General features: G+C 61.1%; 12 protein-coding genes. 8 read left to right on the top strand and 4 right to left on the bottom strand.

Annotated elements, in window-relative coordinates; genetic code table 11:
* Positions 1-138: 138 nt before the first annotated feature.
* Positions 139-351 carry a hypothetical protein gene (locus Aeroheme_RS09970; protein WP_025327037.1) on the top strand — a complete coding sequence of 71 codons (213 nt, stop codon included), beginning with the start codon at positions 139-141 and terminating at the stop codon, positions 349-351.
* 4 nt (positions 352-355) lie between these two features.
* Here the strand turns inward: Aeroheme_RS09970 and Aeroheme_RS09965 are convergent, their stop codons facing one another.
* Entirely contained in the window at positions 356-946 is a 591-nt protein-coding gene (locus Aeroheme_RS09965) for a tetratricopeptide repeat protein (RefSeq protein WP_289982427.1), read from the bottom strand.
* 175 nt (positions 947-1,121) lie between these two features.
* Here Aeroheme_RS09965 and Aeroheme_RS09960 point away from each other — a divergent pair, with 175 nt between their 5' ends.
* Positions 1,122-2,177 (top strand): PA0069 family radical SAM protein, encoded by a 1,056-nt coding sequence (locus Aeroheme_RS09960; protein ID WP_411167191.1) that lies wholly within the window; start codon positions 1,122-1,124, stop codon positions 2,175-2,177.
* A 19-nt stretch (positions 2,178-2,196) separates the two neighbouring features.
* Here the strand turns inward: Aeroheme_RS09960 and Aeroheme_RS09955 are convergent, their stop codons facing one another.
* Both Aeroheme_RS09955 and gyrA read right to left on the bottom strand, forming a co-directional pair.
* On the bottom strand, positions 2,197-2,370 hold the full coding sequence (locus tag Aeroheme_RS09955) for a hypothetical protein (RefSeq protein WP_289980123.1): 174 nt from the start codon (positions 2,368-2,370) through the stop codon (positions 2,197-2,199).
* 293 nt (positions 2,371-2,663) lie between these two features.
* Positions 2,664-5,462: a DNA topoisomerase (ATP-hydrolyzing) subunit A gene (gene gyrA / locus Aeroheme_RS09950; protein WP_411167190.1), complete on the bottom strand. Its 2,799-nt coding sequence runs from the start codon at positions 5,460-5,462 to the stop codon at positions 2,664-2,666.
* Positions 5,463-5,661: 199 nt separating this feature from the next.
* Here gyrA and ubiG point away from each other — a divergent pair, with 199 nt between their 5' ends.
* The 5 genes from ubiG to yfaE all read left to right on the top strand — a co-directional run bounded on the left by ubiG (position 5,662) and on the right by yfaE (position 11,703).
* Positions 5,662-6,378 carry a bifunctional 2-polyprenyl-6-hydroxyphenol methylase/3-demethylubiquinol 3-O-methyltransferase UbiG gene (ubiG, locus tag Aeroheme_RS09945; RefSeq protein ID WP_411167189.1) on the top strand — a complete coding sequence of 239 codons (717 nt, stop codon included), beginning with the start codon at positions 5,662-5,664 and terminating at the stop codon, positions 6,376-6,378.
* Positions 6,378-7,061: an HAD family hydrolase gene (locus tag Aeroheme_RS09940; RefSeq protein WP_411167188.1), complete on the top strand. Its 684-nt coding sequence runs from the start codon at positions 6,378-6,380 to the stop codon at positions 7,059-7,061. The genes ubiG and Aeroheme_RS09940 overlap by 1 nt, the downstream gene beginning before the upstream one ends.
* Before the next feature lie 800 nt (positions 7,062-7,861).
* On the top strand, positions 7,862-10,129 hold the full coding sequence (gene nrdA, locus Aeroheme_RS09935) for a class 1a ribonucleoside-diphosphate reductase subunit alpha (RefSeq protein WP_005329715.1): 2,268 nt from the start codon (positions 7,862-7,864) through the stop codon (positions 10,127-10,129).
* 83 nt (positions 10,130-10,212) lie between these two features.
* A complete protein-coding gene (nrdB, locus tag Aeroheme_RS09930; protein WP_393938113.1) occupies positions 10,213-11,346 on the top strand; it encodes a class Ia ribonucleoside-diphosphate reductase subunit beta in 1,134 nt (377 codons plus the stop codon).
* A gap of 36 nt (positions 11,347-11,382) precedes the next feature.
* Positions 11,383-11,703, top strand: a complete 321-nt coding sequence (yfaE, locus tag Aeroheme_RS09925) for a class I ribonucleotide reductase maintenance protein YfaE (protein WP_411167187.1) — start codon at positions 11,383-11,385, stop codon at positions 11,701-11,703.
* A 112-nt stretch (positions 11,704-11,815) separates the two neighbouring features.
* Here yfaE and mltA read toward each other — a convergent pair whose 3' ends face one another.
* Positions 11,816-12,967, bottom strand: a complete 1,152-nt coding sequence (gene mltA, locus Aeroheme_RS09920) for a murein transglycosylase A (protein WP_411167186.1) — start codon at positions 12,965-12,967, stop codon at positions 11,816-11,818.
* Positions 12,968-13,117: 150 nt separating this feature from the next.
* Here mltA and Aeroheme_RS09915 point away from each other — a divergent pair, with 150 nt between their 5' ends.
* Entirely contained in the window at positions 13,118-13,369 is a 252-nt protein-coding gene (locus Aeroheme_RS09915; RefSeq protein WP_111910651.1) for a DUF1289 domain-containing protein, read from the top strand.
* Positions 13,370-13,380 lie beyond the last annotated feature (11 nt).

Here is a 13,380-nt window from a genome sequence, read left to right as displayed (position 1 = left end):
AAGCGAGGTGCGCCGTCATCAGTTGATTTGCCTGGTGTCACAGAGGCAGTCGGGACGGTGCACATGCGATGCGGGTCCCGTGGCGCCCTCTCTGTGCTAGGGTTCCAGTGAGGCGTCTGCCTGAGCAAGGAGAGCATGATGTACACCTATGAGATTTCGTTTCCGGAGCATGCGGAGAAGATTGTCCACCCGGACCACCTGCTGACGACACACTGCCCCGTCCATCTCGGGGAGCTGGTGATCCTGAGCGATGGCAGCAAGCGAGAGGTATGCAGCATAGTGCACAGCGCCGATCGCAGTACCCTCTATGTCACCGACGTGACACCGGGCAAGATCACCGCCAGCCGCTGAGGGGCTAACCCTCCCCCAGCAGTGACTGGCCATTGAAATCGAAGGCGCTGCGACCCTCTTCGGCCAGCGCCAGCTCCTGCAATACCGTCAACGCCAGCTTGTTGCCCTTTTGCGAGGCCTGATAGAGCCACTGCTTGGCCTCGGCCATGTCGACCCGGCCGTTGGCCCCCATCAGATGCAGCACCCCCACCTTGAGCATGGCGGGCACATCCCCGTTGCGGGCCGCTCGCTCCATCCAGTGAAAGGCGATACGTAGATCCCGTGGCACACCGACCCCGCGCAGATAGAGCTCCGCCAACCGGTACTGGCCAAACGCATCTCCCGCCTCGGCGGACTGGCGATAGAGTCGGATGGCCTGCACCAGATCCTGTTCGCTCCCCTGCCCCAGCTCATGGCTCCACCCCATCAGCGCCTGCGCCCTGGGTTGACCCTGTTCGGCCAATGGCTGCCAGATACCGGTCGCCTGCTCGAAGTGACCTACCCGCCAGGCGCGGTTGGCCGCCGCCAGCTCCTGCTCGGTGGAGAGCGGGAGCAGACGCCAGGTGACCAGGGCAATGAGGGCGATAAACAGCCAGCGGTAAGTGGTGGGGCTCATGACGATTTCCGTGATCCAGTTCGCATTTTGTTTATGTAAACGAAATGTAGCGACAGATCAAGCAAGAGATCCCGTTCTTTGGCCGAGTGAAATAAGGGAAGACTGGCCGGACTTGATGTTTGGCACTATCCCGAGCAGAATAACTGTATATATAAACAGTGCATGGTGTGATGAGATGGCAGGACGAGGCAGCACCCACAATATCGAACACCGTTTCAGCGGCCCGCAGATCGATGCCGTCGACGATGGCTGGCAGGCCGTGGAATGGGAGGCGGCATTTCGTGCGTCCCAGCCCAGAACCGAGGTGCGGGAGATCCATGCCAAGAGCATCATCAGCCACAACCTCTCGCCGGATGTCCCCTTCGGCCGCTCCATCAATCCCTATCAGGGGTGCGAACATGGCTGCATCTACTGCTATGCCAGACCCAGCCACGCCTACCTGGAGCTCTCCCCCGGCCTGGATTTCGAGACCCGGCTGTTCGCCAAGCTCAATGCCGCCGCGCTGCTGCGGCGGGAGTTTGCCAAGCCCAGTTATCAACCGCAGACCATAGTGCTCGGGGCCAATACCGATCCCTACCAGCCTATAGAGCACCACTATCGCCTCACCCGCGAGCTGCTGGAGGTGATGCTGGCCCATCGCCACCCGGTGGGGATCATCACCAAGAGCGCCATGATATTGCGCGATCTCGATCTGCTGGCCGAGCTGGCCCGGGAGGGGCTGTGCCAGGTGATGGTGTCGGTCACCACCCTGAACGAGACGCTGAGGCGACAGCTGGAGCCCCGCGCCAGCACGGGCGCGGGTCGGCTCAAGGTCATCGAGAAGCTGGCACAGGCCGGGATACCTGTGGGGGTGCTGGCGGCCCCCATGATCCCGAGGCTCAACGAGCCCGAGCTGGAGCAGATCATCAAGGGCGCCGTGGAGGCGGGTGCCGGCTGCGCCGACTATATCCTGCTGAGACTGCCCCACGAGCTGACCACACTGTTTAGCGACTGGCTTGAGGAACACTACCCCGGCCAAAAGGAAGCCATCCTGAACCAATTGCGGGCAAGCCGGGGCGGCAACCTCAACAGCCCCGCCTTCAGTACCCGCATGCGCGGAGAGGGGCAATTCGCCGACTTGCTCGCCCAGCGCTTTCGCCTCATCAGCAAGCGCCTTGGTTTGGGCAAGCGCCACGTGCAGCTCAATGTGGAGCGCTTCTTGCGCCCCAACGAGCAGTTGCGCCTGTTCTGATGGCTGCGGCTATCTCTGATCAGCCCCTGGGCCTGGGCGGATAAGGGCGCACCGACTTGCCCTGCGCAATCAGCTCGGCGGGCAGGCGCGATGGCTCATAAGCGACCTCCTCCTGCTCGCTGTGCGCCAATGCCTTGGCATCCTCTCCCCACATCCGGCTCCACCAGATCTCCCACATGATCCAACTGGTCATACCCTGCTCCTTCTGGATGATATTGCCAACGCCGGGCTCGGGCATGGTCGTGCCCTTGCCCCACCTGAACAGCCGCAGTCTGTCCCGCCGGGATGACAACCAGATGACGTCGGGATGAAGGATTGGGTATGAGAATGAACTGGCGCCCAGACTTGGGCAGAGTGGCGCCCTCACGTCGATGTGGCTCGGAAGAATTCGGGTGGATCGCCACGGCGGGAGCGAACGGCGACAAGGGCAGGACAAACAAAAAGAGCGGCCCAAGGGCCGCTCTTTTTTATCGAGGCAGGTAACGATTATTCGTCGTCAGCCACACCCTCTTCGCTGGAGCCAGCATCGTCGGCAGCACCGGCGTCTGGCGCAGTCTCTGCCCCTTCCACCTGCTCGCCGTCGATGGCCATGCCCTCAGTGACCAGAGCGTCGTTCTCTTCCTCGTCGCTCTCGGCGATGCGCTGCAGACCGACCACGGTCTCGTCTTCACCGGTACGGATCAGACGGACACCGCCGGTGTTACGGCCAATGACGCTCACCTCGGCAACGCGAGTACGGACCAGGGTGCCGCCGTTGGTGATCAGCATGATCTGGTCGGTATCTTCGACCTGGATCGCATCGATCACCTTGCCGTTGCGCTCGTCCACCTTGATGGAGCGAACGCCCTGGGTACCACGGCTCTTGGTCGGGTACTCTTCGAGTGCGGTACGCTTGCCGTAACCGTTCTCGGTGGCGGTGAGGATGGCACCGACCCCGCGCGGAACGATAAGGGAAACCACCTTGTCGCCAGCGGCCAACTTGATGCCGCGCACACCGGCGGCGGTACGGCCCATGGGACGCACGCCCTTGAAGGTACCCTTGCTTTCGGTGCCTTCAGTGCCTTCGCCGTTGTCGCTGCCATCATCGTCGTTGCCGGCGTCGTCGTCGGTCTCGACGTCATCACTGGCATCCGCATCGGCTACATCGGCGCGACCGCTGCCTTCAGCGAAGCGAACCACTTTGCCCGCGTCGGAGAACAGCATGATCTCGTTGCTGCCGTCGGTGATGTCCACCCCGATCAGCTCATCACCCTCTTTGAGGTTGATGGCGCGAATACCGGAGGAGAGCGGACGGCTGAAGTCGGACAGGCTGGTCTTCTTCACGGTGCCGTTGGCGGTGGCGAAGAAGACGTACTTGTCGGCATCATATTCCTTCACCGGCAGTATGGCGGTGATGCGCTCACCCTCTTCCAGCGGCAGCAGGTTGATGATGGGACGACCACGGGCGCCACGGGACGCTTCCGGCAGCTGATAGACCTTGAGCCAGTAGACCTTGCCACGGGTGGAGAAGCACAGAATGGTGTCGTGGGTGTTGGCCACCAGCAGACGCTCCACAAAGTCCTCTTCCTTGATCCGGGTGGCCGACTTGCCACGACCACCGCGGCGCTGGGCCTCGTAGTCGGAGAGCGGCTGATACTTCACATAGCCCTGGTGAGACAGGGTGACGACCACGTCTTCCGGGGTGATCAGATCTTCGATGTTGATCTCGGCACTGGACATGCTGATCTCGGTGCGACGCTCGTCGCCATACTGCTCGCGCACGGCCAGCAGTTCATCGCGGATCACTTCCATCAGGCGTTCCGGGCTTGCCAGGATGAACAGCAGCTCGGCGATGAGATCCAGCAGAGATTGGTACTCTTCCAGGATCTTCTCGTGCTCGAGGCCGGTCAGCTTGTGCAGACGCAGGTCAAGGATGGCCTGGGCCTGGATCTCGGTCAGGAAGTACTGCCCTTCACGGATACCGAATTCCGGCTCCAGCCACTCAGGCCGTGCCGCGTCGTCGCCCGCTTTTTCCAGCATGGCGGCCACGTTGCCGAGTTCCCAGCCCTTGGCAACCAGGCCCGCTTTCGCATCCGCCGGGGTCGCACTGTGGCGGATCAGCTCGATGATGGGGTCTATGTTGGCCAGCGCCACCGCCAGACCTTCCAGGATGTGCGCCCGATCCCGCGCCTTGCGCAGTTCGAACACAGTCCGGCGAGTCACCACCTCACGGCGGTGCAGCAGGAAGGCATCCAGGATCTCTTTGAGATTCATCACCTTGGGCTGGTTGTTATCGAGCGCCACCATGTTGATGCCGAACGTGGTCTGCATCTGGGTGTGCTTGTAGAGATTGTTCAGCACAATCTCGCCGGACTCGCCGCGTTTGATCTCGATAACGATGCGCATGCCGTCTTTGTCAGACTCATCGCGCAGGGCACTGATGCCCTCGACCTTCTTCTCTTTGACCAGCTCGGCGATCTTCTCGATCAGCCGCGCCTTGTTCACCTGATAGGGGATCTCGTGAACGATGATGGTCTCGCGACCCGTCTTCTCGTCCACTTCCACCTCGGCCTTGGCCCGCACATAGACGGAGCCGCGACCGGTGCGGTAGGCCTGTATGATGCCGGAACGCCCGTTGATGATGCCGCCGGTGGGGAAATCGGGACCGGTGACATAGGTCATCAGCTCGTCAATGGTGAGGGCGCCATTCTCGATCAACGCCAGACAGCCGTTGACTATCTCGGTGAGGTTATGAGGAGGAATGTTGGTCGCCATGCCCACCGCGATACCGGAGGAGCCGTTGATCAACAGGGTGGGTACCTTGGTGGGCATGACAGCCGGGATCATCTCGGTGCCGTCGTAGTTCGGCACCCAGTCCACTGTCTCTTTGTCCAGATCGGCCAGCAACTCGTGGGAGATGCGCGCCATCCGCACTTCGGTGTAACGCATGGCCGCAGCGTTGTCGCCATCGACCGAGCCGAAGTTGCCCTGACCATCGACCAGCATGTAACGCATGGAGAAATCCTGCGCCATCCGGACAATGGTGTCATACACGGCGCTGTCGCCGTGCGGGTGATATTTACCGATTACGTCACCGACCACACGGGCCGATTTCTTATAGGGCTTGTTCCAGTCGTTCCCCAACTCGTTCATAGCAAACAGAACGCGGCGGTGAACCGGTTTCAAGCCATCACGCACATCCGGCAGAGCTCGTCCTACGATCACGCTCATGGCGTAATCCAGATAGGAACTCTTGAGCTCTTCTTCGATGTTGACCGGCGTGATCTCTCTGGCCAGATCGCTCATAGAAAGCCTTAATCCCTAATTAGTTGTTCTTTGGCTTAAACAGCGCGACATGGTAACACACTGAGCCAAATACCTTAAGCCACAAATCCGGGTAACACGTCGGGCTGGTGTGACCAAGTCCGTCCGTTATAATGCCCGCCAGGACAATAGATTGCGCGCGCCCTGCCCGCTGCGCGCCCTGCCACAGGATCATCAAAAAATGAACAGTGATGCCAATGTCGATCTGACAGAAATCGCCAAATTTGAAGCCATCGCCTCCCGCTGGTGGGACATGGAGGGCGAGTTCAAACCCCTGCATCAAATCAACCCGGTGCGCCTTGACTGGATCACCGACAAGAGCGGCGGCCTGTTTGGCAAACGCGTGCTCGACATCGGCTGCGGTGGCGGCATCCTCTCCGAGAGCATGGCCCGCCGTGGTGCTCGCGTGACCGGCATCGACATGGGCAAGGAGCCTCTCGGGGTCGCCCGTCTGCACGCCCTGGAACAGGGGGTGGAGCTCGAATACCGCCAGATGACCGCCGAGGCCCACGCGGACGAGGCCCCGGGCCAGTATGACGTGGTCACCTGCATGGAGATGCTGGAGCACGTGCCTGATCCCGCCTCAGTGCTGCGCGCCATCGCCACCCTGGTGCGCCCGGGTGGCAAGGTGTTCGTCTCCACCATCAACCGCAACCCCAAGGCCTACCTGATGATGATCCTGGGGGCCGAGTACCTGCTGAAGATGGTGCCCAAGGGCACCCACGATCACAAAAAGTTCATCACCCCCGCCGAGCTGTGTCGCATGGGTGAAACCGCGGGCCTCTTGGTGCGGGACATGAGCGGGGTGCACTACGCGCCGCTCTCCAACAGCTTCAAGCTCGGCAAGAACGTCGACGTCAACTACATGGTGGCCTTCGTGCGCCCGGAGTCAGTCTGATGAACACCGACAAGGCTCCCCTGCGCTGCGTGCTGTTCGATCTGGACGGCACCCTGCTCGACACGGCCCCGGATCTGGGGGCCGCCGTCAACCATGTGCTGATAAGCGAAGGCTTTGCCCCGCTGCCCGAGACCATCATCCGCCAGACCACCTCCCACGGGGCGCTCGGGCTGCTCAGGGCGGGCCTTGGCGACGATCTGCTGGAAGAGCTGGGGGCCACGCGCCTTCGCACCGCCCTGCTCGACCATTACGCGGCCAACCTCTGTGTCGGCACCCGTCCCTATGAGGGGATGCTGGATCTCATCGAATGGCTCGATGAGAAGAAGCTGCCCTGGGGCATAGTCACCAACAAGCCGGGTTTTCTCACCGAGCCGCTCTTGGCAGCCCTGCCGGCGCTGGCCAGCTGCGGCGTCACCGTCAGTGCCGATACCCTGCCGGTGCGCAAGCCCGACCCCGCCCCCATGTTCTTTGCCTGCGAGCGGCTCGGGGTCGAGGCGAGCCAGTGTCTCTATGTGGGGGATCATGTGCGTGACATCGAGGCGGGGCGCAATGCCGGCATGCGTACCGCGGTGGCGGGTTGGGGCTATCTGAGCGATGACGAGGATACCGCCGACTGGGGCGCCGATCTGCAGTTCGACACCGTGCAAGCCCTCCACCATTGGCTGCGCTACGAGCTGACCTGATCCAGACCAACACTGCATAAAAGGTATTAGTGGAACATCGGGGTATGTATCTGCAGTTCGACGCCCAGCAAGGCAGGCCCTTCACCATTGGCTGCGCTACGAGCTGAGCTGATCCAGACCAACACTGCATAAAAGGTATTAGTGGAACATCGGGGTATGTATCTGCAGTTCGACGCCCAGCAAGGCAGGCCCAGCACCACTGGCTGCGCTACGAGCTGAGCTGAGCTGAGCTGAGCTGAGCTGAGCTGAGCTGAGCCAGCACAACATAACGCTATAGATGGATCATCCGGGCAGCTTTAGCGTCAGAGGGTTCCCAGATGAGCACGGCGCTCATTCACCGAGCCGCACAATGGCAATGACAGGGGGCGCAGATGCGCCCCCTGTTTTGAGGGGATGACAACTGCATGCCTGCGGTGACAGGACAGCTTTTGACCCTGGCTGCACAAGGGATAACCAGGCTGAATTTGCTAGTAAAAACACCCTCTTTTCGCAAGCAAAAAAAGTTATTTAAATTTTCCATCTTCGATCATCGGACTTGCATTTGCCGGATCGGACGGATGAAAACCCACTCACTGTGAGCAGTCACTAACTCGAGCCCGAACACCCACAATTTATCCACAGCTAATGCGTTATCCACAGATTGCAATGCCGTGCCGACCTCACTATCTTGTAGTTCGAATTTAAAATAACACTATATCTTGTGATTCATGGCGCACTTCGCCCCCAGGCCACCCTAGAGAAGGGAACCCTGGATGCGTGGCGCCATGGTTTTTCGGGAATCAACTAAAGGTCATCAGCCAATGAACTTGTTTGTGACGAAGCGTAACGGCCACAAAGAACCCATCGATCTGGATAAAATTCACCGCGTGCTCGACTGGGCCGCCGAGAAGCTCGACAACGTGTCGGTCTCCCAGGTGGAGCTCAAGTCCCACATCCAGTTCTATGACGGTATCCGTACCGCCGATATCCACGAAACCGTCATCAAGGCCGCTGCTGACCTGATCTCCGAACAGAGCCCGGATTACCAGTACATGGCCGCCCGCCTGGCCATCTTCCACCTGCGCAAGAAGGCCTACGGCCAGTTCGAGCCGCCCCACCTCTACCAGCATGTCGCCCGTCTGGTAGACATGGGCAAGTACGACAAGCACCTGCTGACCGACTATACCCAGGCCGAATTCGAGGAGCTCAACGGCTACCTCGACCACTGGCGTGACATGGACTTCTCCTACGCTGCCGTCAAGCAGCTCGAAGGCAAGTACCTGGTGCAGAACCGCGTCACCGGCGAGATCTACGAGAGCCCGCAGTTCCTCTACATACTGGTGGCGGCCTGCCTCTTCTCCAAGTATCCGAAAGATACCCGTCTGGACTACATCAAGCGTTTCTACGATGCGGTCTCGACCTTCAAGATCTCCCTGCCCACCCCCATCATGAGCGGCGTGCGCACCCCGACTCGTCAGTTCAGCTCCTGCGTGCTGATCGAGTGCGATGACAGCCTGGATTCCATCAATGCCACCGCCAGCGCCATAGTGCGCTACGTCTCCCAGCGCGCAGGCATCGGCATCAACGCCGGCCGCATCCGTGGCCTGGGCAGCCCCATCCGTGGCGGCGAAGCCTTCCACACCGGCTGCATCCCCTTCTACAAGTACTTCCAGACTGCCGTGAAGTGCTGCTCCCAGGGCGGCGTGCGCGGCGGTGCAGCCACCCTCTTCTACCCCCTGTGGCACACAGAGGTGGAGAGCCTGCTGGTCCTGAAAAACAACCGCGGCGTGGAAGAGAACCGGGTCCGTCACATGGACTACGGGGTACAGATCAACAAGCTGATGTACCAGCGCCTCATCAAGGGCGGCGACATCACATTGTTCTCCCCCTCCGATGCGCCGGGTCTGTACGACGCCTTCTTCGCGGATCAGGACAAGTTCGAGCAGCTCTACGTCAAGTACGAGCAGGATCCGTCCATTCGCAAGAAGACCCTCAAGGCGGTGGATCTCTTCTCCCTGATGATGCAGGAGCGCGCCGGTACCGGTCGCATCTACATCCAGAACGTGGATCACTGCAACACCCACAGCCCCTTCGATCCGAGCGTGGCCCCAGTGCGCCAGTCCAACCTCTGTCTCGAGATTGCGCTGCCCACCAAGCCGCTCAACAACGTGGATGACGAAGAGGGCGAGATTGCCCTGTGCACCCTGTCTGCCTTCAACCTCGGCGCCATCGAGAAGCTGGAAGACCTGGAAGAGATGGCGGATCTGGCGGTGCGCGCCCTGGATGCCCTGCTCGACTATCAGGACTACCCGCTCAAGGCCGCGATGAAGGGCAGCATGAACCGCCGCACCCTGGGGATAGGCGTCATCAACTACGCCTACTACCTGGCCAAGAACGGCGCCCGCTACTCCGATGGCTCAGGTCTGGCCCTGACTCACCGCACCTTCGAGGCGATCCAGTACTACCTGCTGAAGGCATCCGTGCAGCTGGCCCGCGAGTTCGGCCCCTGCCCGGCCTTCAACGAGACCACCTACGCCCAGGGGATCCTGCCCATAGATACCTATAAAAAGGATCTGGATGTGCTGTGCAACGAGCCGCTGCACCTGGACTGGGAGTCCTTGCGTGAAGAGATAAAGACGGTGGGTCTGCGCAACTCCACCCTGACCGCCCTGATGCCGAGCGAGACCTCCAGCCAGATCTCCAATGCCACCAACGGCATAGAGCCGCCGCGCGGCCTGGTGTCGGTCAAGGCCTCCAAGGACGGCATCCTCAAGCAGGTGGTGCCCGAGTACCATCGCCTGAAGGATCAGTACGAACTGCTGTGGAAGCAGCCGAGCGTCGACGGTTACCTGCAACTTGTCGGTATCATGCAGAAGTTTGTGGATCAGGCGATCTCCGCCAACACCAACTACGACCCGGCCCGTTTCGAAGGCAACAAGGTCCCGATGAAGCAGCTGCTCAAGGACTTGCTGACCGCCTACAAATACGGCCTCAAGACCCTCTACTATCACAACACCCGTGATGGTGCGGACGATGCCCAGACCGATCTGCAAGATGACGGTTGCGCCGGCGGGGCTTGTAAAATATAAGTCGCAGCACGATCTGATGAACCGGGCGGGAGCATTAAGCTCCCGCCCTCCTGTTTCCTCTCATTCAAGACATTCAAATCACCATGGCTTATTCAACTTTCTGCCAGACCCAGAACGACCAGCTCAAGGAGCCGATGTTCTTCGGCCAGTCGGTCAACGTGGCCCGTTATGATCAGCAAAAACACGACATCTTCGAGCGGCTGATCGAGAAGCAACTCTCCTTCTTCTGGCGTCCGGAAGAGGTGGATGTGTCCCACGATCGCATCGACTACCAGGCCCTGCCGCCCCACGAGCAGCACATCTTCATCTCCAACCTGAAGTACCAGACTCTGCTGGATTCCATCCAGGGTCGCAGCCCGAACGTGGCGCTGCTGCCGCTGGTCTCCATCCCGGAGCTGGAGACCTGGATCGAGACCTGGGCCTTCTCCGAGACCATCCACTCTCGCTCCTACACCCACATCATCCGCAACATCGTCAACAATCCGGGGCAGGTGTTCGACGACATCATCACCAACGAGCAGATCTTGAAGCGTGCCGGCTCCATCAGCCACTACTACGACGATCTGATCGAGGCGACCGCCCTCTACCACCTGCACGGTGAAGGCACCCACAGGGTGGGTGAGCGCGAGTTGACCATCACCCTGCGGGGGCTGAAGAAGAAGCTCTATCTGTGCCTGATGAGCGTCAATGCCCTGGAGGCGATCCGCTTCTACGTCAGCTTCGCCTGCTCCTTTGCCTTCGCCGAGCGCGAGCTGATGGAAGGCAACGCCAAGATCATCAAGATGATCGCCCGCGACGAGGCCCTGCACCTGACCGGCACCCAGCATATGCTGAACCTGATGCGCAATGGCCTGGACGATCCCGAGATGGCGGAGATTGCCGCCGAGTGCGAGCAAGCCTGCTTCGAGATCTTCAAGGAAGCCGCCATTCAGGAGAAGGAGTGGGCCGAGTACCTGTTCCAGGACGGCTCCATGATAGGCCTGAACAAGGACATCCTCTGCCAGTACGTGGAGTACATCACCAACCTGCGCATGAGTGCGGTCGGTCTGCAGCCAGCCTTCGCCGGCGCCAAGCAAAACCCCATCCCCTGGATCAACACCTGGTTGTCGTCCGACAACGTGCAGGTCGCCCCCCAGGAAGTGGAAGTGAGCTCCTACCTGGTCGGCCAGATCGATAGCGAAGTGCATGCAGACGATCTCGGTGACTTCGAGCTGTGATGAGGTTTACCCTGATGACCTCGGTGACATCGCGCCGTGAGTGACGCCACCAACATGCTACCCCCTGCCCCCTGCTCTGCCTCCGCGCAGAGCGAGGCGGGTTCGCCACGGGTGCATACCCAGGATGGCGTCCTGCACGCCCATCCCGGCGAGAGCCTGTTGGAGACCCTGGAGCGCCACGGTCACAGGCTGGAGTTCCAGTGCCGCAGCGGCTATTGCGGCGCCTGCCGCACCCCGCTGCTGGCAGGCAGAGTGCACTACCCCAGCGTGCCGCTGGCATTCGTCTCCCCAGGGGAGTGCCTGCCCTGCTGCTGCAAACCGGTCGGTGCCATCCGGCTGGATATCCAGAAGGATTGACCCCACCCAAGGTTGAATCGCACCCAACAAAAAGCCGCCGGAGCAATCCGGCGGCTTTTTGTTGGGTCATCTGATCAGGGCGCCCTGCGCAGGCGCCCGAACCCTCACAGGGTCATAACCAGGGAGCGGCGGTCGGCCCCTGGTGCAGGCCCAGCTTCCAGACCCGGCCAAAGTGCTTGTAGTGACCCGCGGCCACACCGGCCTTCTCCCCCATGCCGTGATAGAGATCGAGGTGACCCTTCTTCACGGCGCCGCCCACATCCAGCGCGATCAGCAGGCGCAGCTGGTGTTTGCCGGTCCAGTTGCCGGCTTTGTCGAGCAGCGGCACTTCCGCGAGGATAGGTGTCCCCATGGGCAGCAGCGTCTTGTCGGCGGCCACCGCCGCCATGGGCAGCAGCGGAATGCCGGCGGCGCCCACCACGTCGTTGGTGGGGCGACGTTCGAAGAAGACGTAGGAGGGGTTCTGCTCCACCAGCTCCTTGACGTTCGCCTCCGGCTGGCGGTTCGCCCACTCCTTGATGGCCTTCATGGACATCTGCTCCTTGGGCACCTCGCCCCGGTCGATCAGCACCCGACCTATGCTGACATAGCCGTGGCCGTTCTTGCCGCTGTAGCCGAGGTACTGCAACCTGTCGTCATCCCCGTAGTGCACGAAGCCGGAGCCCTGCACATCCATCAGGAAGTTGTCGATGAGGGACTTGCTGTAACCCAGCTCCAGACCACGGTTGGCCAGGGCCCCCTGATGGATCTCGGCACGACTCGGGCAGCGGCCACCACACTTGGGCATGGCATAGATGGGGTACTTGTACTTGGCATCCGGGCGGTGGCGCACCTCCAGCACCGGCGAGTAGTAGCCGGTGAAGAGCACGTTGCCCATGCGATCGGCACCGCCGAGCTGGGCCAGGCTGATGCCGTACTGGGTGATATGGGCAGGATCACCGCCATTGGTCACCCAGCGGGAAAGCTGGCGATAGAGCTCGCCATAGCGGCGGGTCATCTTGCCGGAGCGCTCCAGCACCAGTCGGCTCTGGGGGCCGAACTTGCTGTAGTCGGCACGCTGGCGACTGTTGACCCGCTCCACCCGCACCAGATCCCCGGGCAGGGCACCATCCAGATACTGCTTGCCCAGATTCTCGGGCACCTCGCAGTTCAGAAAACATCTGGATTCCGCCTTCTTCTGGGGCACCTTGGCGGGTTCAGGGTTGCCCGCACAACCGGCCAGCCCCACGACGGCGGCGGCAAGCCAGTACGCATGTTTATTCATATGTCCTCATATAACACCGAGCATCATGTTCGGCGGGGAAGATGCCAAATTTGCCGGGGGAAAGCAAACGCCATCCGCCCCCGGGCGCCCTATTTCTCCAAAGGGGATCTTCTGGGTTATAACAAGGTGACAAGATGTGAGAGGTCGTGGATGGAACAGCTCGAAATCTTCCCCCTGACAAGCCCCTGTGTCGGGGTCTGCGAAGTGAACAACAAGGGATATTGCAAGGGGTGCCTGCGCAGCCGGGAAGAGCGCTTCAACTGGCAGGTCATGACCCCGACCCAGCAGCAGGAGGTGATGCGCCTGTGCCGCAATCGCAAGGCGCGGGTCGACGCCGCCCGCCGCAAGGCCAGAGAGGGTGACCCCGTCGAGCCGCCATCGCAACCCGGCTGGGATTTCTGACCCCTTCCCTG

The sequence above is a fragment of the Aeromonas sp. DSM 116730 genome (genome assembly GCF_046581335.1).
Lineage (GTDB): Bacteria > Pseudomonadota > Gammaproteobacteria > Enterobacterales > Aeromonadaceae > Aeromonas > Aeromonas rivipollensis.
Note: the sequence above shows the minus strand (reverse complement) of the source record. Positions and strands in the feature narration are given on the sequence as shown.